Genomic DNA, 19087 nt, shown 5'->3' on the forward strand with positions numbered 1-19087 from the left:
GGTATTGGTTGAATATTTAGCTGTCCGCAAGTGCGGCGAGGGCGCTGGTGAAGGCCTCGGCGGGCGGGCTGACCAGACCCGCGCCGACCTGCCCGGTCCCGGCCACCCGGCCGGCGATGCCGGTGTTCACGACCGGCAGCGACCCGGTCCGCGCCACCAGCGCCACGTCGATCCCGGTGGGCGTGCCGCGGAACCCCAGCCCGGGGATCTGGTACGCCGGATGCTCGGCCAGCGTGATCTCGTACATCGACCCGGTGGCGGCCACCGCGTCCGCCACGTCACCGCCGACGAAGCGGACGATCGCCGGCGCCGCCGCCATGGCGAACCCGCCGAGCCCGGAGGTCTCGGTGATCGTCGAGTCGCCGATGTCGGGATTGGCGTCGTCCGGGCCGAAGGCGCCGAGATAGAGCCCGTCCGGAACCCCGGCCGGCCCGGTGAACCAGCGGTCGCCGAGCCCGGAGACCTGGATGCCGAAATCGGTGCCGTTGCGGGCCATGGCCACGACCATCGACGAGCCGGGCACGTCGCGGGCCGCGTCCGCGCCCGCCTTCCCGGCGGCCATGCCGGCGTTCAGGAAGAAATGATCGTTTCCGTTGATGAACCGGAGCACCTCGGCGGCGTGCCGCGGCGCCGCGTCGACGATGGCCGGCGCCAGCTCGCGGACCAGTAGCGAGGTGGCCGCGCGGTTGCGGTTGTGCAGCTCGTCGCCCATCTGCAGCGCCTGGGCGATCATCGACCGCAGGTCCACCGGGCCGCTGATCGCCAGCGCCGCGGCCAGCACCGGGCCGAGCACCTCGCCCATCCAGCGCAGCCGCTCGATCACCTCCGCGCCGTAGGCGCCGTACCGCAGCACCTTGCCCAGCCCCTCGTTGAGCGAGCAGTACGCGGTGCCGCCGTGCTCGGCGTCGACGACCTCGAACATCCACATGGACGGGCTGACCACCCCGGCCATCGGGCCGACCGTGCGGTGGTGGTGGCAGGAGTCCAGCGCCACCGCGCCCGACGCCAGCAACCGCTCCGCCTCCGGCGCGTCGGCCGCCAGGCCCTCGAACACGGCGGCGCCGATGAGCGCGCCGCGCAGCGGCCCGGAGGCGCGCTCCCACTCGATGGGCGGCCCGGCGTGCAGGAACGTTCCCGGCGGCAGGTCCAGGACCTCGCGCGCCGGGCGCACTCCGGACAGCCGCGGCCGGGCCGACAGCATGCGGCCCACCGCGATCTCGTTGGCACGGGCGCGGCGCGGGTCGGCCAGCACCCGGGCCAGCGCCTCTACGGTGCCCGGCAGCGGCGGGCGCCAGTCGACGCCCAGCCGGGGCACCGCCTGCCGGTCCAGGGCCTCGGCGAGTACGGAGGCGCCCGCGGTGATCACCCGCGGCTCGCCGTCGAGCAGGGGCAGCGTCACGAGTCACTCCCGGTCAGGCGCGCGGCGTGCCGGGCGGCGGCCGCGTTGGACAGGAACACCGACGCGCCGGCCGAACGCAGCGCCTCGGCCTGCCGGTGCAGGTCCTGCGGGTCGGCGGCGGTGCCGACCAGCGCCACCACCACGGCGGTACCCCGCGCGCGGACCTCCTCGACCGCCGGGACCAGCGCGGCGGCCGGGTCGGGCTCGGCGGCGTGCCCGAGCACCACGTCCAGCAGCACCACCCCCGACGCCTGGCGCAGCGCGGCCAGCCGGACGGTCGGGTCGATCATCGGGTGCGCCCGGCCGAGGGTGTACTCGTCGGCGCCGAAGTCGGTGAAGGTGTCGGTGCCGGCGACCAGCCGCGCCTCCTCGCACAGCGTGCCGCCCGCGTACAGGCCGCACAGCCCCACCGCCCCCGGCCGGTCCGTGTCCGGCCGGTCCGTGTCCGGCCGGTCCTCCGCGTCCGGCCGGTCTCGGTTCGGGCGGTCCGGGTTCGGCCACGACGGCCAGTCCGGCACCGGGCGGCCCAGCGCCGCCAGCGCGCGCTCGGCGGCCGTGGTCAGATCGCCGGGGCCGTCGCCCAGCATGGCGGTCACCACCGGGGTGGCCAGTCCGGCGACCGCCGCGCGCACCCGGGCCGCCACCTCGGGCGCGGGCGGCTTGCCCACCAGCACGATCAGCTCGGTGGCCGGATCGGCGTCCAGCGCGTCCAGCGCGGCCAGCGTGGAGCGCCCGCCCACCTGTGCCGACAGGTCACGCCCGCCCACCCCCAGGACGTGGCTGACGCCGGTGCCCGCGTGGTCCAGCAGGCAGGTGATCTGTTGGGCGCCGGTGCCGGAGGCGGCCACCAGGCCGACCGGGCCGGGCCGCAGCACGTTGGCGAAGCCGAGCCCGGCGCCGCCGACCACGGCGGTGCCGCAGTCCGGCCCCATGACCAGCACGCCCCGCTCGCCGGCCCGCTCCTTGAGTAGCACCTCCTGCTCGACCGGGACGTTGTCACTGAAGATCATCACTGACAGCCCGGCCTCGACGGCGTCCAGCGCCTCGGCGAAGGCGTGCTCGCCGGGCACCGACACCAGCGCCAGCGTCGCCTCGAACGTCCGGGTCGCGGCCCGGGTGGTGCGCGGTGCCCGCTCGGCCGCCGTCGCCGCCGACCGGCCGGCCATGGCCAGCGCGGCGAACTGCCGGTCCAGCTCCGCGGCCGCCTCGCGCAGCGCCGACGCCGTGTCCGCCCGCACCGCCACCAGCAGGTCGGACGGGCCGGCCTGCGGCACCGCGAACCCCGCGTCGCGCGCCAGCCCGACGTTGAGCGCGGTCGCCATCGCGACCATCGCCACCTCGACGCCGGGCCGGTCGCCCAGCGCCCGGCTCAGCCGCATGAGGCTCACCGAGTCGTGGTACACCCCCGCCCGGACCTCCACCAGATCGGTGCCGGTCAACGGACGGCCCCCGCTCGTTCCATGCCTTCCTCCACCCGTCGTGCGGCCGCCCCGCCGGCCGCCTACCTGCTGGTCGGTACCCCCGCGCCCGGGCGTTCCAGCCGCTTGAGGCCCGCCGGCGGGCCGGGCGGCGGGCCCGGGGCCGGCCGGCCGAGGGCCAGCACCGCCGCGGCGCCGGCCCGCAGCCCCCAGGCCAGGTCGGCGCCCGAGGTGTGCCCGACGCAGAGCAGCCGCCGCACCGCCGGCTCCAGCGGTCCGCGCCCGGCCAGGCCGCGCAGCACCGCGAGCACCTCCGCGCAGGCCTCGCCCCGGGCGGCGCAGCGCAGCAGCGCGGCCGAGATCATGGTGGTCCGGGTGGCGGCGTCGAACGCGACCGTCGCGGCCAGCCAGTCGGCGACCCACACCGCGCGGCCGGCGCCGGTCGCCGCACCCAGGTGCCGCAGCGCCACCAGCAGCCCGGCCAGCATGTCGTCCCCGCTCGGGGTGAGCCCGGGGCCGAGCCCCATCAGCCGCTCGGCGGCGGTGATCGCATCCAGCAGCGACCCGCGGGCGCAGCCGGCGGCCAGCAGCGCGCCGGCGCCCGCCGGGTCGATGCCGGTGCCGCGGCCGGTCCCCCGGCACGCCGCGTCGTAGGCGGGCAGCATCGCCGCCAGCGCGGGAGCCTGGACCGGGCCGAGCGGCGGCGCCGGGTCCCACCAGCGGCGCACCCCCACCGTCACCCGGCCGAGCTCCACCGCGCCGTCGCCCACCGCAGCGTCCTCCCCGGCGCCGGTCGCGGGCAGCGCGTCCACCACGACCGCGTTCGGCAGCCGGGTCGCCGCGCCGGTCACCACCGCGACGACCGACGGCTCAAGGTCGGTGCGGACCTCCAGGTAGACCACCTGCGGAAAGGCCGCGAGCACTCGGGCCGGCTGCCGCGCCGCCTCCAGCACCGGCCGCAGCGCCACGCTCGCCGCGCCGAACGCCTTCCTCCGTGCCGGCGGTCGCTGCGCCCGTACCGTCCGCATGCCCGTTGTCACTCCGTGCCTCCCCCTCGGTCCACGGAGACCGTAGGCAGGTCATGCGGACCGGCCGTACGGAGAAAGATGCCAACAGTTCACTGCGGAGTTGGCTCTTGTTGACAGACAGTTGCTCCGTCAGAATCACTCAAACGACGTTTCACCCTGGAGCATCCGGCATGACCGCTGATCCGTCACCCCCCGCGATGCGCGCGTCCTCCACCGGCACCATCATCCACGGGCTGTCGGTGGGGGAGGTGCTCGGCGTCTCCACCCTGGCCGGGGCCCGCCTGATCGGCGGAGCCGGCGGGATAGGCCGCATCGTCCAGCGTCTCAACGTCATGGAGGTCCCCGACATCCTGGCCTGGGTCAAGCCGCACGAGCTGCTGCTGACCACCGGCTACCCGCTGCGCAACACCCCCCAGTCGCTCGGCCGGCTGGTCGCCGACCTCGACGAGCGCGGCCTGGCCGCACTCGGCATCAAGCTCGGCCGGTACCTCGACGAGCTGCCCGCCGAGATGGTCGAGCAGGCCGACCGGCTCGGCTTCCCGCTCATCCTGCTGCCCAACGACGTCGGCTTCGACGACATCCTCAACCAGGTGCTCACCGACATCCTCAACCGGCAGGCCGCGCTGCTGGCCCGGGCCGAGGAGGCGCACCGGGCGCTGGTGCAGATCGTGCTGGCCGGCGGCGGGCTCGGCGAGGTGGTGGCCGAGGTCGCCGGGCTGCTCGCCACCTCGGTCGCGGTGCTCGACCCGGCCGGGCGGGTGCTCGCCGCGGCCGGCGACCCGCCGATGGCGGCCGCCGTCCCGGCCCGCTCCGGCGGCGACTACACCGTCGTCCCGGTCGTCGCCGGCGGGCACCACCACGGGCGGATCGTCGCCCGCACCCCGGCCGGCGCCGTCCAGGAGGGCGACATCGGCATCCTGGAACGCGCGGCGACCGTGGCCGCGCTGGTGGTCACCCGGCAGGAGGCGGTCACCGCCGTCGAGAGCAAGTACCGGGCCGACTTCCTGCGCGACGTCATCACCGGCCGCGGCGGCCCGCGCGTCGCCGCCCGCGCCCGCGCCTTCGGCTGGGACCTGGAACGCCCGTCCAACGTCGTCGTCGCCGAGATCGACCCCGACCACGAGGTGCCGCCCGACCGGCTGCTCAACGCCTGGATCGCCGCGCTGCGCCGGCACGACCCGCGCGGCGCGCTGGCCGGTTTCTCCCACGAGGTCGTCGCGATCGTCGGCTCCGGGGTGGATCTCGGCCGGCTGACCCGGGACGCGGTGACCGCGTTCGCCGACAGCGGCCCGGCCAGCTTCTCCACCGGCATCAGCCGGGTCGCCGACGGCCCGGACTCGCTCCGCGACGCCTACGGCCAGGCGCTCAAGGCCGCGCGCGTGGGCCGGCAACTGCACGGCGCCGGCGCCGCGGCCCACTTCGACGAGCTCGGGGTGTACCGGCTGCTGACCCTGGTCAACGACACCGCCGAGTTGCACGCCTTCGTCCGGGAGACCCTGGGCCCGCTGGCGCTGGACGACGACGCGGAGAACGCCGACCTGCGGCGCACCCTGCAAGTGCTGCTGGAGACCAACCTGAACGTCGCCGAGACCGCCCGCCGCCTGCACTTCCACTACAACACGCTGCGCTACCGGATCGGCAAGCTGGAACGCCTACTCGGCAACTTCACCGAGGACGCCCACCTCCGCCTCAACCTCACCCTCGCCCTCCACGTCCTCCGCATGCGCGGCATCTGACCGCGGATGAGCGAGCCTCTGACCGCGTCGCTGGTGCCGAACCGGACGTCCCACTCGTCATCGGACGGCGGCAGCGTCACTCGATCTCCGCGCTTCGGGCTCATGGTGAAACCTGCACCGGCCCGAAGTCCCCGCTCGTGGGCCGGCGAGCCTCGGCGTACCGAGCAGGATCGGCCTTGATCCGGGCGGTGGCCCGCCAGCCCGCGATGACCTCCTGGAGGGTCGCGTCGACCTCCAGTTCGGCCGCGTCGGAGAGAGCTTCGACCAGCTCCAGCGTGAAGGCGCGAAGTTCGTCCGAGGACAGGTGGCGAACCCAGGGAAAGACTTCAGGCATGGCGATGACCAGCGCACGCGCGGTCGGATCATGCTTGATCAACGCAAGGAACAGCCGGGATGCCGTGGCCAGCGTCCGTTCGCGTTCCTCCTCCCGGTCCGCCGCGGTCAGGTAGAAGTCGGGAGCGTCGCGATGCGTGACCCGCACCCGGCCCAGGCGCGCCGCGCGCTCGGCGACCGCCCGAGGATTTCTGGACAGGTCAGAGAAGGTCACCGCGTCAGCATGGCTGGTGCTCACTCCACGAGCGTATCTCAGAACACGTTCTGATCAACGTCTGATCGTCTCAGGTCTCCACTCGTAATCCAATGGCCGGTCGACCTGGACGCCGGCCGGCCGGTGTACCGGCACAGCATCTGCCCGGCGGCCCGGCGGCCCGGCGGTCTCGGCGGCGCGGCTCAGGCGTTGGCCGGCAGGTCCGTGCCGGCGCCGCGCTTGCGCGACCGGACGTCGCCGAACCGGTGCTCGGGCAACGTCCGTTCGCCGGCACCCTCCACGACGAAGCCGGCGTCCTCGATCATCTTCAGGTCGAGATGCCCCTCCTGCCCTTCGCTGGTCAGGTAGTCGCCCAGGAAGATGGAGTTCGCCAGATACAGGGCGAGCGGCTGCAGGGTGCGCAGGTGCAGCTCCCGGCCGCCGGCCACCCGCACCTCGACGTCCGGATGCACCAGTCGCACCATGGCCAGGATGCGCAGGCAACGATTCGGGGTGAGCCGCCACTCGCCGGCCAGCGGCGTGCCCTGGAACGGGATCAGGAAGTTGACCGGGACCGATTCCACGTCGAGCTCCCGTAGCGCCAGCGCGACGTCGGCCAGGTCCTCGTCGCGCTCGCCCATCCCGGCGATCAGCCCGGAACACGGGGACATCCCCGCCGCCTTGGCCTGGGTGACCGTGTCCACCCGATCGTCGAAGTCGTGCGTAGAGCAGATGTTCCCGTAGTTGGCGCGCGCGGTGTTGAGGTTGTGGCTGTAGGCGTCGGCGCCCGCCTGGCGTAAGCGTTCGGCCTTGCCATCGGAGAGGAACCCCAGGCAGGCGCAGACCTCCACATCCGGATGGCGCTCCTTGATCGCCTCGATGGTGCGCGACACCCGCTCGACGTCGCCATCGGTGGGCCCCCGGCCGCTGCCGACCAGGCAGACCCGCTTGGCGCCGCCGGCCACGCCCGCCGCGGTGACCGACAGGACCTCGTCCGGCTTGAGCCAGGTGTACTTGAGGATGTCCGCCTGCGAGCCCGACCGCTGCGAGCAGTATCCGCAGTCCTCCGGGCACAGGCCGCTCTTGAGGTTCACCAGGTAGTTCAGCTTCACCCGGTTGCCGAAGTAGTGGCGGCGGACCCGGTGCCCGGCGGCGATCACCTCGAGGATCTCACCGTCGTCGCTGCGCAGCACCGACAGCGCCTCCTCGCGGGTGATGGACTCGCGGGCGATGGCCTTGCCGGCCAGCTTCATGAAGGGGCTCATGCCAACGATCCTGGCACAGCGGTGAACGCCCGGACCGGGACAGAATGGTCGCGTTCGACCACGGCCGGCGGCTCCGCCATCGGCATCGGCCGGGCCGCCACGTGACCCCTATGGCCAAGCTCTCAAGGCCGTCCAGGTGGACCGCCACTGGCGGGGATCATGGCCGGGCCGGGATGAGGCGCAGGGCGCGGAGTTCCTCGTCCAGGGCTTGGACGTGCTTGTTGTCCGTCCATGGGCGCAGGCGTGCGTGGGACTGGCGTACGGAGTCGGTCAGCCGGCCGGAGCTGTGCGCGACGGTGATCCGGGCCGCCTCGCGAATCTTCTCGGTCGCGCCGGGTATCTCGCGCTTCTGGATCAGGGCACCGGCGTACCGGAGGAGGGTGCCGCCGCGGGCGGGCTTGCGCATCGGCCCGGTCAACGCCCGTTCGGCGGACGCGATCGCCTCGTCGGGGCGTCGCAGCGCGAGCATGCAGGACGCGGTGTGCCGCTCCACGCCGTGGGCCGTCCACCAGTACAGGTAGGCGGGGTCGGCTTCGTGACGCGGCTGACCGGCCAGCAGGAGCGAGCGAGAGAGCGCGCGTTCGCTGCCCGCCGCGTCGCCGTTCATGGCCAGGATGCGCGCCAGGTCGACGGCGTGCAGGGAGCGGAACAGCGGACTGGGGCTGTGCGTCGCCCAGCCCTGGGCGGCGTAGATGTGGTCCAGGGCCTCCCCGCCCTGTCCCTGGAAGCGCGCCATGTTCGCCAGGCAGGTGTGCAGGTAGGCGATCAAGGTGGGGTCGCGAATCTCGTGCGCCGCCGCCAGCCCTTCCCGGTAGCGGCTCCGGGCCCCGGCGTGGTCGAGCAGGTCGTGGTGCAGCCAGCCGGCGAGCTGGCTCAGCTCGGCGTAGGCGCGGACCAACCGGTGGCGCAGGCCGGGCAGCAAGGTCTCGCGGCGTAGCAGGTCGGTGACCAGGGCACGCTGCCCGGCCACGGTCGGCAGCACCTTCGCCGGGCCGAAGTCGTCGTCCAGCCGGCGGCACCGGGCGGCGAGCTTCTCGATGACCTCCACGGTCGCGCCGTCCACCCGGGCGGTGGCCCGCACCGCGACGGCCAGCCGGTCCTGCTCGGGCGGCGAGAGATGGCGCAGCAAGACCAACGCGGGGGTGCCACCGAGCGCCAGGGCCAGTTCGAAGAGCAGATCGCGGCGCTTCACATCGGCCTCCTCGGCTCCGAGGGCGCGCAGCAGTGCCGCGCACTCCTTGGCCGCCGGGGCCGGGAACGCCGGACGTGCTGCTTCCCCGTCCATCGTGGCATGGCCGACCGGCCGGACTGGGACGCCGGCAGGCCGGTGTGCCGGAAGGGGACGATGGTCCGTACGGTCGATGAGGTCGCGGTCCCGGACGGTGTAGGAGGCATAGACCTGATCGCTGACCAGGCGGCGGGCCGCCGTTCGGTAGCCCCGGGCGAACAGCGCGATGGTGTGCGCCGTGGGCCGCATGCCGCGCTGCGGCCAATGCTCGAACTCGTACAGCCGGGACTCGCGCAGCGCGGCGGTACCGGCCGGGTCCAGATCGTTGTAGCGCGCGGCGGCTTCGGCGGCGGTGAAGCCGTAGGCGTACCGATGGACGCGCAGCGGGCTGGCGTCGTGGCATACCGAGAACAGGTCGGCGATCTGCTCGAAGTCATACCCCAACGCACGCAGTGCCGCGCTGCGCCGCCGGCATTCGAGCAGCGTGTGCGCACCTTCGCCTGGCATGGCCGCCCCGCCTCCCGGCTCGAACGCGTTTCCGAATGAGCGGATGTTATGCGATGAGTGATCGATCGGCTACCGAGAATGACGAACTTGAGGGGTCTCGGCTGGTGGCCGGCAGGTGATGGCCACCTGAGATCGGGTGTTCGCCAAGGTCAGAGGTGGCTCAGGGGTGGATGGCCGGTTCGCCGGCGGGTGGGATCGGCAGATGGTCACCGGCCCGCCATGGTTCTGGGCCATGTCCATGTCTTCCGACCCCGAGAACGGGCAAGCCCGCCTTGCCGTGCCACCTTCAGGCACTGATCGTTCGCATCGTCGTTCGCGAGTAGCGGCGCCCGGCCTGCCGGGTTCGGAACCGCTGCTGTGGCGGCGGGTGTTTCCCGGCACGCCGGACCAGGCGGCGGCGGCTCGGCGGTTCGCCCGCTTCCTGCTGGAGGGCACGCCGTCCACCGACGACGCCGAACTGATCGTCGGCGAACTCGCGGGCAACGCGCTACGACATACCCGAAGCGGGTGTCCCGGCGGCCACTTCACCATAGAGATCACCCATCTGCCGGCCGGCCAGACGCCGGTCGGGGACAGCCTGCTGATCGCCGTGCACGACCTGGGCGGTCACCATGTCCCGCGCTTCGGGGGGCCCGCGTCGCAGGGCGGCTCGTTCGCGGAGAACGGTCGCGGGCTTGCCATCGTGGCCGCGATCGCCAGGCGGGCGGGCGTCCAAGGAACACCCGCGGGCGGCCACCGCGTCTGGGCGTATCTGGTACGCCATGGGCGGTGACCCCGGTTGATCGTGGGCGGATCCCATCAGGCGCCTGGTGGTGCGTAGGGCGGATCGCCGGGGGGCGTTGTCGTCCACGGCCATCGGCCGGTCACCACGGGTGGGCCCCGTTTGCCCCGGGTGCCGACCCCGGCTTACCGCATCGGCGGGTCACCAGGGCACGATGCCTTCGTCGGCGAGGAAGGCGGCGGTGGGGCGGTCGGCGGTGGTGGCCAGGTGGACGGCGATCGCCGCCCCCTGGGCCGCGGTCCGGGGCAGGGTGAGACCGAGTTCGGCGGCGAAGTCGGTGTCACACGGCCCGGGCGCGACCGCGGTCACGGTGATGTCCTCGCCCGCCAGCGCCTTGGCGTACTGGACGGTGAGCATGTTGAGGGCGGCCTTGGCGGTCGGGTAGCCGGCCGTTGCGGGAAGCGCGGCGAAGTAGTGGTCTGGATCGGTCATCCAGGCCAGTGACGCCGTACCGCTGGAGACGTTGATGATCCGGGCGTCGGCGGAGCGGCGCAGCAGCGGCAGGAACGCCTCGGTGACCCGGATGACGCCGTACAGGTTCGTGTCGAACACCGCTTTGATCAGGTTCAGGTCGACGGCGCCGGGGTGCTGGCCGTCCCGGCCGCCGGAGATGCCGGCGTTGTTGACCAGCACGTCCAGCCGGCCGTACCAGGCGTCCACCGTGGCGGCCGCGTCCCGCACCGAGGCGTCGTCGGTCACGTCCAGCACCACCGCGCGGGCGCCCAGCCGCGCCGCCGTCTCCTCGCCGCGCCGCCGGTCGCGGGCCGCCACCACCACGGTCGCGCCCCGGGCCGCCAGGCCCTCGGCGATCGCCGCGCCGATCCCTTTGTTGGCCCCGGTGACCAGGACGATCTTCTCTGCTGTCATGAGTCGATCCGATCACCGCCGCCCGCCTGGAGTCGATGACCGATCCGAGCCGGGCCGATACCCTGACGGTATGACCGAGGTGGATACGCGGGAGCTGCGGTACTTCATCGCGGTCGCCGAGGAACTGCACTTCGGCCGGGCGGCGGACCGGCTCGGCATCGCGCAGCCGCCACTCTCCCGGGCGATCCGCCGGCTGGAACACCGGGTCGGCGCGCGACTGTTCGACCGCACCGGCCGCGGCGTCCGCCTCACCGCCGCCGGTGAGGTGCTGCTGGCCGAAGGGCGGGCCGCTCTCGACGCGGTGTCGGCCGCGGTGCGCCGAGCCCGGCGGGCCGGGCGGCCGCGCCGGAGCCTGACGCTGGTCATGAAGCCGGGCGGTGACGCCGGCCTGCTGCCCGCCATCCTCGCCGCGTACGCCGCGCGGCCCGGTGCGGCCGCGGTCGACCTGGTCTTCTCCCAGAGCGAGCGCGCCGCGATGCTGCGCGACGGCCGCGCGGACGTCGGGCTGCTGCACCACCCGCAGAACGACCTCACCGGCCTGGACACCGAGCCGCTGCGCACCGAGCGGCGGGTGGCGGCGCTCGCCGAGGGGCATCCGCTCGCCGCCCGCGCCACGCTCTCACTGGCCGACCTGGCGGGTGAGCCGATGGCGCAGTGGCCCGAGGCCGCCGAGCGGGGGAACGGGCCGCGGGTCGAGGAGGCGGGCCAGATGTGGCAACTGGTCGTGCTCGGCCGGGCGGTCGCGCTGGTCACCGAGTCGGCGGCCGAGCGGCCGTACCGCGGGGTGGTCTACCGGCCGGTGACCGACGCGGCCCCGGCCACGCTGGTGCTGGCGTGGCCCGCCGAGAGCCGCTCGCGGGACGTCGCGGAGTTCACCGCCGCCGCCCGCGCCGCCCTCGCCCCGGCCCTCACCGGCCAGACCTGAGGCCGGTGCGGCCGGCCCCCCTCCTACGGCGGGTGCGGCGGCGCCTGACCACTGGTCTCACCGGGATGCGGGCGACATCGGACCGATCTGCGCGGTGTGTCTAACCGGCCGGTGGAGGCGGTGGTGCGCGAGAGGAGTGCGGCGGGGGGCGGCACGTTTGGCAAGTCCTTACCATGTGCGGTGGCGAGCGCGCGTCTAGTGTGCCCGCAACGGGAAGAGATCCTTCCCGGCGTCCTGGCGGGCGCCGGCGAGGGCCCGGTACGGAGTTGGACGGCGAGGAACGACGGACCCGGCGCCGGCGGACGCCCGCGACGGCGGCCGGCGGGCCTCGGGCCGGTAAGGAAAGGGACGCGCATGGTCTTCGGCTGGAAGTTGCACGGGGACGGGCGCGGCCTGGCCCCCGGTGAGGTGGTCAAGCCGGACGAGCGGCTGAGCTGGCCGCGCATGGTCGGATTCGGTGCCCAGCACGTCATCGCGATGTTCGGCGCCACGTTCGTATTTCCCCTGGTCATGGGGCTGAACGCCAATCTGGCCATCATGATGTCGGGTATCGCGACCATCCTGTTCCTGCTCATCGTGCAGGGCCGGATCCCGAGCTATCTCGGTACCTCGGCGTCGTTCGTCGGCGCGGTGGTGGCCATCCGCGCGGCCGGCGGGGACAGCGCCACGGTCACCGGGGCCATCCTGGTGGCGGGTGTGGTGCTGGCGCTGTGCGGCGTGGCCATCCACTACCTGGGCGTGCGGACCATCAACCGGGTGTTCCCGCCGGTGGTTACCGGCGCGGTGGTCATGCTGATCGGGTTCGGACTCGCCTACGTGGTGGCCGACGTCTACTGGCCGCAGGACCCGTGGATCGCGCTGATCACCATGGTGGCGACGTTCCTTATCATCGTGGCCTTCCGCGGGTTCGTCGGCCGGATCGGCGTGCTGCTCGGGCTGGTGGTCGGCTTCGTGCTGTCCTGGCTGGCCGACCGGCTGTTCGGCGACATCACCTCCTTCAACGCCACGCTCGGCAAGGTGGACACCCACCCGCGGGTCAGCTTCCAGGCGGTCGCCGACGCGCCGTGGTTCGGCCTGCCCGAGATGCACGCGCCCGCCTTCGCGGTGTCGGCGATCGTGCTGGTCTTGCCCGCGGTGATCGCGCTGATCGCGGAGAACGTCGGGCACGTCAAGGCGGTCGGCGAGATGACCGGCACCGACGTCGATCCGTACATGGGCCGGGCGATCATGGCGGACGGCGTGGGCACCGCGCTGGCCAGCGCGGTCGGCGGCTCGCCCACCACCACCTACGCCGAGAACATCGGCGTGATGGCGGCCACCCGGGTCTACTCGACGGCCGCCTACTACATCGCCGCGGTGGTGGCCATCCTGTTCGGCCTGTGCCCGAAGTTCGGCGCGCTGATCGCCGCCACCCCCGGCGGGGTGCTCGGCGGCATCACGGTGATCCTCTACGGGATGATCGGGCTGCTCGGCGCGAAGATCTGGATCGAGAACCGGGTGGACTTCGCCGATCCGGTCAACATGGTGCCCACCGGGGCGGGCATCATTTTGGCCATCGGCCCGGTGTCCCACCAGATCACCAAGGATTTCTCCCTGGCCGGCATCGCGCTCGGTACCATCGTGGTCCTCGGCGGGTACCACCTGCTGCGGGCGGTCGCCCGGCGGCGGGGCGAGCCCGCGGTGCCCGGTGCGAATCCGGGGGCGGATCCGGCCCTGGCGGAGGGGAGAGACGGCAACGCGTGAAGCCACCCCCGTTCGACTACCACGCCCCGCACGACCTGGACGAGGCCCTGGCGGTCCTCGCCGGCACGGGCGGGGACGGAAAGGTGCTGGCCGGCGGCCAGAGCCTGATCCCGCTGATGAACATGCGGCTGGCCGCGCCGGCGCACCTGGTCGACATCAACCGGCTGGCCGGCCTGGCCACCGTCGAGGCGGGTGCGGACGGGGTGCGGGTCGGCGCGCTGGCCCGGCACGCCGAGGTGGAGCGGTCGGAACGGGTGGCGCAGGTCCAGCCGCTGCTGCGGTCCGCGCTGGGCCATGTGGCGCACCCGGTGATCCGCAACCGGGGCACCGTGGTCGGCAGCCTCGCGCACGCCGACCCGTCCGCCGAGCTGCCCGCGGTGCTGGCCGTGCTCGGCGGTTCGGTGCGGGTGGCCCGGCACGGCGCGCCGCCGCGCGACGTGCCGGCCGGCGAGTTCTTCCTCGGCCCGCTGGAACCGGCGCTCGCCCCCGGCGAGCTGGCGGTCTCGGCGTTCTTCCCGGCGGTGCCGCCGCGGACCGGCACCGCCTTCGTGGAGGTGGCGCGCCGGCACGGCGACTACGCGATGGCCGGGGTGGCCGCCGTGGTCACCCTGGACGACGACCAGCGGATCGCCGCCGCCCTGGTGGCCTGCGTCAGCGCCGGCCCGGTCCCGGTGGTGCTGGACCTGACCGCGGCCTGCGGCCGGCGGCCGGCCGCGTCCACCGACTGGGCGGCGGTGGCCGCCGAGGTGCGCGACCGGGTGGACCCGGACGGCGACATCCACGCCACCGCCGGGTACCGCCGGCACCTGACCGGCGTGCTGGCCCGCCGGGCGCTGCGGATCGCCGCGGCGGAGGCGGCGGGCGAGTACGGCTGGACGGACGAGCGGTGAGCGGGAAGCGGGGGTGGCCGGTGGGTGAGGCGCTGCACGAGGTGTCGTTGACGGTGAACGGGGTCGTCCGGCAGGCCCGGGTGCCGGCCCGGCGGCTGCTGTCGGACTTCCTGCGGCACGACCTGGGCCTGACCGGCACGCACGTCGGCTGCGAGCACGGGGTGTGCGGGTGCTGCACGGTGCTGCTGGACGGGGCGCCGGTGCGGTCCTGCCTGACCTTCGCGGTGACCGTGGCCGGTCAGGAGATCACCACCGTGGAGGGGCTGGCCGGGCCGGACGGCGAGCCGTCGCCGGTGCAGCGGGCGTTCGCCGAGTGCCACGCGCTGCAGTGCGGCTTCTGCACGCCGGGCTTCCTGTGCACGGTGACCGCGCTGCTGCGCGACAACCCCGAGCCGGACGAACTGCACATCGTGGAGGGCATCTCCGGCAACCTGTGCCGGTGCACCGGCTACCAGAACATCGTCAAGGCGGTCGGCCGCGCGGCGGAGCTGGCCCGCGAGGGCGGGGAGGGCACGGCGTGAGCACCAGGCTGTTCGGCGAGCCGGTCGCGCGCCGGGAGGACGGGCGGCTGGTCACCGGCCAGGGCCGCTACCTGGACGACCTGGGCCACGACGCGCTCGCCGCGGCGTTCGTGCGCTCGCCGCACGCCCACGCCCGGATCCGCGACATCGACGTGTCGGCCGCGCTGGACGCGGACGGCCTGGTGGCGATCTACACCTACGAGGACCTGCCGGAGCGGGTGCGCGACCCGCTGCCGCTGCTCATCCCGCATCCGGCGCTCACCCATGGCCGCACGGCGTATCCACTGGCCCGCGACGTCGTCCGGCACGTGGGCGAGCCGGTGGTCATGGTGGTGGCCCGGGACCGTTACCTGGCCGAGGACGCCGCCGCGCTGATCGAGGTGGACTACGAGCAGCTCAAGCCGGTGGTCGGCGTGGAGGAGGCCGTGCAGGGCGCGCACCTGGTGCACCAGGACGTGCCGGGCAACGTCGGCGCCCACCTGGTGCAGGAGGTGCCGTCGCCGGGCGGAGCCGGCGCGGAGCAGGAGGTGGACGCGGCGCCGCACCGGTTGTCGTTCCGGCTGGACATCGAGCGCAGCGCGTCCATGCCGCTGGAGGGGCGCGGGGTGTACGCGCGGTGGGACGCCGACGACGGCTCGCTGCGGGTGTACAGCTCCACCCAGACCTCCACCAGCGTGCGGATGGCGGTGGCCGCCAAGCTGGGCCTGCCGCTGCCGAAGGTGGAGGTGATCGCGCCGGACGTGGGCGGCGGCTTCGGCGTCAAGATCGTGCACCCGTGGCCGGAGGAGGTGCTGGTGCCCTGGGCGGCGATGCTGCTCGGCCGCGAGGTGAAGTGGACCGAGGACCGCCGCGAGCACTTCGTCGCCTCCGCCCACGAGCGCGCGCAGGTGCAGCAGGTGCGGGTCGGGTTCGACGACGAGGGCCGGGTGCTCGGGCTGTCGGTGACGATCCTGCACGACCACGGCGCCTACACCCCCTACGGCATCATCGTGCCGATCATCACGGCGACCCAGCTGCTCGGCCCGTACAAGATCGGCGCCTACCGGGTGGAGTTCTCCTCGATCTACACCAACACCGTGCAGGTCACCCCGTACCGGGGCGCCGGGCGCCCGCAGGCGGTGTTCTGCATGGAGCGCACCATGGACAAGATCGCCGCCTATCTGGGCCGGGATCGGGCGCAGGTGCGCGCGGCGAACTTCATCCAGCCGGACGAGTTCCCCTACGACCAGGGCCTGCTCTTCCAGGACGGCCGGCCGCTGATCTACGACAGCGGCGACTACCCCGAGTCGTTGCGCCTGCTCAAGGAGCTGGTCGGCTGGGACGATTTCCACGAGGTGAAGGCCGAGGCCGCCCGGCACGGCCGCCGGCTCGGCATCGGCATCGGCTGCTACGTGGAGGGCACCGGCGTCGGCCCGTACGAGGGCGGCCACGTGCAGGTGACCTCGGACGGCCGGGTGCACGTCTCCACCGGGCTGACCTCGCAGGGGCAGGGCCACGAGACGGTGTTCGCGCAGATCGCCGCCACCGAGCTCGGGGTGCCGCTGGACCGGGTGTCGGTGGTCACCGGCGATACCCGGCGCTTCGGGTACGCGGTCGGCACCTTCGCCTCCCGGGCGGCGGTGCTGAGCGGCAACGCGATCGCGCTGGCCTGCCGGAAGGTGCGCGAGAAGGCGCTGCGGGTGGCCGCCGAGGCGCTGGAGGCCGACCCGCGGGACCTGGAGATCGAGGACGGCGTGGTGCGGGTGGCCGGGAACCCGGGCGCGGGCGTCCCGCTGGCGACGGTGGCGGTGCTGTCCAATCCGCTGCGGTACGCCTTCGACGAGGAGGCGGTGCGGGCCACCCAGTTCGCCGGCACCGCGGACCTGTCCCGGCCGCCGGTGGACGATGGCGACGAGCCGGGGCTGGAGGGCCGCGACTACTACTCGCCGGTCCGGTCCACGTTCGCCTCCGGCATGCACGCCGCCGTGGTGGAGACCGACCCGGACACCGCGGAGATCCGCATCCTGCGGTACGCGGTGGTGCACGACTGCGGCCGGATGATCAACCCGATGATCGTGGAGGGCCAGATCCACGGCGGGGTGGCCCAGGGCGTCGGCGGCGCGCTGTACGAGCGGATGGTCTACGACGGGCACGGGCAGCTGCTCAACGCCTCGTTCATGGACTTCCTGATGCCGTACGCCACCGAGGTGCCCTACATCCAGACGGCGCACCTGGAGACGCCGTCGCCGTTGAACCCGCTCGGCATCAAGGGCGCCGGGGAGGCCGGGGTGATCCCGGTGTCGGCGGTGATCGCCTCGGCGGTGGAGGACGCAGAGGGCATCCCGGTGGACCGCATGCCGATCTCCCCCTCCGAACTGCACGAACTGCGGCGTACGTCGAGACGCTGAAATCTGGGCGGATGGAACCGTCCAATTCCGGAAGAACCCCCGCGATGCCGTACCCGACGGTATGGTGCTCCCACTCGTGATCAACGATCAAGAAACCGGCCCGCGGGGCCGATGAGGGGAACCATGCGCACCATCTTCACACCGCTGACGCGCGCCGTGGCCGCGGTGGCCGGCGCGGCGGCGATGCTCGCCGTGTGCGGCGCGGGCGTGGCCGGTGCGGCGGCCCGGACGGTCGCCACGACCGTCACGGTCAAGCCGGCCGCCGACACCACCTACACCCAGGTGACCCAGGACGGGAACACCAGCGCCAAGACCACCCTGGCGACCTGCCCGGCGCTGTGCGACGGCAACAAGGCCGGGGAGCGGCAGGCGGTGGTCGGCTTCACCGTGGCCGGGCTGCCTGCCGGCGCCACCGGGATCACGGCCCGGCTGGAGCTGTACTCGTGGAACGCCTACGCCGCGACGGCGACCACCGTTCACAAGGCGAGCGGCGGCGCCTCCGGCACGGGCGCCTGGGCGGGCCGGCCGGACCTCGGTTCGGCGCTGGACTCCGCCGCGGCGGTGGTCAAGGGGTACAACGCCTGGGACGTCTCCGGCGCGGTGACCGGCAACGGCGCGGTGACGTTCGCGGTCCGCCAGACCACCCGCAACACCCGGACGTACTGGGCCTCGGCCGACAATGCCGGCACCACCATCCGGCCCCGGCTGGTCGTCACCTACACCACCGGCGCGTCGCCCGCCCCCACCACCTCGCCGAAGCCCACCGCGACCGCGACGCCCAAGCCCACGGCCACCGCCTCGCCGAAGCCGACGGCCAGCGCCACGCCCACCGCGAGCACGACGCCGAAGCCCACCGCCACCGCCTCGCCGAAGCCCACCGCGACGCCGACCGCCCCGGCCGGGTGGCGGCAGGTGTGGGCCGACGAGTTCGACGGCACCGCGCTGAACACCGCCAAGTGGTCCGCCCGTGACTCCTCGGTCGACTACGACAAGGCGTGCATCACCAGCCGGGCGAAGAACGTGTTCGTCTCGGGGGGCAACCTGACGATCCGGGCGCAGAAGGAGAACTACAGCTGCGCCGGCGGCACCAGGCCGTACACCACCGGCTACCTCGACTCCAAGGGCAAGGCGTCGTTCACCTACGGGCGGTTCGAGGCGCGGATCAAGTCGCCGAACGGCCCGGCGAACTCGCGCGGCCTGTGGCCGGCGTACTGGATGCGGCCCGACGACGGCGGCAACGGTGAGATCGACGTGACAGAGCTGCCCGGCGGCGCCTCCTACTACAAGGGGTCCACCGCGGCCATCTTCCGCGACTACACGCCCACCAAGAACGACTTCCGGTACACCCTGCCGACCGGGCACCCCGGTGACGGCTTCCACACCTACGCCACCGAGTGGGAGCCGGGCGTGATCCGCTGGTACATCGACGGCAAGGAGATCTGGCGCCGCACCGGCGAGACGACCTCCTGGCTGGAGGCCACCTTCGGCAAGGACGCCACCTACAAGCGCAAGTTCCACCTGCGGCTGAACTTCCAGGTGGGCGGCTGGCTCGGCGACCCGGACGCCGCCACCACCTTCCCGGCGGACTTCGTGGTCGACTACGTGCGCGTCTACCAGCGCTGACCATACCGGCCTGCCGTCGGATCCAGGCGGCACGCCCTCTGCCGGCAGGGAAGGGTGCGGCCGCCGGCCGCACCCTTCTCCCGGTGGCCGCGCGCCTGCCGATCGCCGCACCGGCCGGTGCGGGCCGCGCCGGGACCGGCATGATCGAAAATCTCGGCTGTGGAACCGTCCAATTTTCGAAGATCCTGCCGGACGGTGCGGTTCATGATTATTGTGCGTGCCACTCACAGTTTTGAACGGCAA

16 protein-coding genes are annotated in these 19087 nt (G+C 73.5%); 9 read left to right on the forward strand and 7 right to left on the reverse strand.

The features are described 5' to 3' along the window. Positions 1-16 precede the first annotated feature (16 nt). The 3 genes from Sru01_RS27825 to Sru01_RS27835 all read right to left on the reverse strand — a co-directional run bounded on the left by Sru01_RS27825 (position 17) and on the right by Sru01_RS27835 (position 3845). On the reverse strand, positions 17-1399 hold the full coding sequence (locus Sru01_RS27825) for a YlbE family protein (protein ID WP_203991569.1): 1383 nt from the start codon (positions 1397-1399) through the stop codon (positions 17-19). Next, positions 1396-2838, reverse strand: coding sequence for an AllF/FdrA family protein (locus tag Sru01_RS27830; RefSeq protein ID WP_203991572.1), 1443 nt, complete (start codon positions 2836-2838; stop codon positions 1396-1398). Before Sru01_RS27830 ends, Sru01_RS27825 begins: the two co-directional genes overlap by 4 nt. 62 nt (positions 2839-2900) lie before the next feature. Then, positions 2901-3845, reverse strand: coding sequence for an oxamate carbamoyltransferase subunit AllH family protein (locus tag Sru01_RS27835; protein WP_203991575.1), 945 nt, complete (start codon positions 3843-3845; stop codon positions 2901-2903). Positions 3846-4015: 170 nt separating this feature from the next. Between Sru01_RS27835 and Sru01_RS27840 the strand changes: the two genes are divergently transcribed. Further along, complete coding sequence (locus tag Sru01_RS27840; protein WP_203991578.1) at positions 4016-5581, forward strand: PucR family transcriptional regulator; 1566 nt, start codon at positions 4016-4018, stop codon at positions 5579-5581. 100 nt (positions 5582-5681) lie between these two features. Here the strand turns inward: Sru01_RS27840 and Sru01_RS27845 are convergent, their stop codons facing one another. The 3 genes from Sru01_RS27845 to Sru01_RS27855 all read right to left on the reverse strand — a co-directional run bounded on the left by Sru01_RS27845 (position 5682) and on the right by Sru01_RS27855 (position 9107). Further along, positions 5682-6152 carry a hypothetical protein gene (locus Sru01_RS27845; RefSeq protein ID WP_203991581.1) on the reverse strand — a complete coding sequence of 157 codons (471 nt, stop codon included), beginning with the start codon at positions 6150-6152 and terminating at the stop codon, positions 5682-5684. Positions 6153-6310: 158 nt separating this feature from the next. Further along, entirely contained in the window at positions 6311-7372 is a 1062-nt protein-coding gene (gene bioB / locus Sru01_RS27850) for a biotin synthase BioB (RefSeq protein WP_203991584.1), read from the reverse strand. A gap of 157 nt (positions 7373-7529) precedes the next feature. After that, positions 7530-9107: an NsdA family TPR-like regulatory protein gene (locus tag Sru01_RS27855; RefSeq protein ID WP_203991587.1), complete on the reverse strand. Its 1578-nt coding sequence runs from the start codon at positions 9105-9107 to the stop codon at positions 7530-7532. 136 nt (positions 9108-9243) lie between these two features. Here Sru01_RS27855 and Sru01_RS27860 point away from each other — a divergent pair, with 136 nt between their 5' ends. Continuing rightward, a complete protein-coding gene (locus Sru01_RS27860) occupies positions 9244-9879 on the forward strand; it encodes an ATP-binding protein (RefSeq protein WP_239137788.1) in 636 nt (211 codons plus the stop codon). A gap of 150 nt (positions 9880-10029) precedes the next feature. On the opposite strand, the gene Sru01_RS27865 is transcribed toward Sru01_RS27860, so the two are convergent. Beyond that, positions 10030-10755, reverse strand: a complete 726-nt coding sequence (locus tag Sru01_RS27865) for an SDR family NAD(P)-dependent oxidoreductase (RefSeq protein WP_203991590.1) — start codon at positions 10753-10755, stop codon at positions 10030-10032. Positions 10756-10825: 70 nt separating this feature from the next. Here Sru01_RS27865 and Sru01_RS27870 point away from each other — a divergent pair, with 70 nt between their 5' ends. From Sru01_RS27870 to Sru01_RS27900, 7 genes are all read left to right on the forward strand, one after another. Then, a complete protein-coding gene (locus Sru01_RS27870) occupies positions 10826-11680 on the forward strand; it encodes a LysR family transcriptional regulator (RefSeq protein ID WP_203991593.1) in 855 nt (284 codons plus the stop codon). Positions 11681-12034: 354 nt separating this feature from the next. Then, complete coding sequence (locus Sru01_RS27875; protein WP_203991595.1) at positions 12035-13423, forward strand: uracil-xanthine permease family protein; 1389 nt, start codon at positions 12035-12037, stop codon at positions 13421-13423. After that, positions 13420-14313 (forward strand): FAD binding domain-containing protein, encoded by an 894-nt coding sequence (locus Sru01_RS27880; protein ID WP_203991598.1) that lies wholly within the window; start codon positions 13420-13422, stop codon positions 14311-14313. The genes Sru01_RS27875 and Sru01_RS27880 overlap by 4 nt, the downstream gene beginning before the upstream one ends. Next, the gene (locus tag Sru01_RS27885) at positions 14310-14834 is read left to right on the forward strand and encodes a (2Fe-2S)-binding protein (RefSeq protein WP_239137789.1); all 525 of its coding nucleotides are present in this window, start codon (positions 14310-14312) and stop codon (positions 14832-14834) included. The genes Sru01_RS27880 and Sru01_RS27885 overlap by 4 nt, the downstream gene beginning before the upstream one ends. Continuing rightward, positions 14831-17221, forward strand: coding sequence for an aerobic carbon-monoxide dehydrogenase large subunit (gene cutA, locus Sru01_RS27890; protein WP_203991601.1), 2391 nt, complete (start codon positions 14831-14833; stop codon positions 17219-17221). Before Sru01_RS27885 ends, cutA begins: the two co-directional genes overlap by 4 nt. A 123-nt stretch (positions 17222-17344) precedes the next feature. Further along, on the forward strand, positions 17345-18844 hold the full coding sequence (locus tag Sru01_RS27895) for a glycoside hydrolase family 16 protein (protein WP_203991605.1): 1500 nt from the start codon (positions 17345-17347) through the stop codon (positions 18842-18844). 83 nt (positions 18845-18927) lie between these two features. Further along, complete coding sequence (locus Sru01_RS27900) at positions 18928-19080, forward strand: hypothetical protein (RefSeq protein WP_203991607.1); 153 nt, start codon at positions 18928-18930, stop codon at positions 19078-19080. The last annotated feature ends 7 nt before the right edge of the window (positions 19081-19087 follow it).

This window comes from Sphaerisporangium rufum, assembly GCF_016863395.1.
GTDB lineage: Bacteria > Actinomycetota > Actinomycetes > Streptosporangiales > Streptosporangiaceae > Sphaerisporangium > Sphaerisporangium rufum.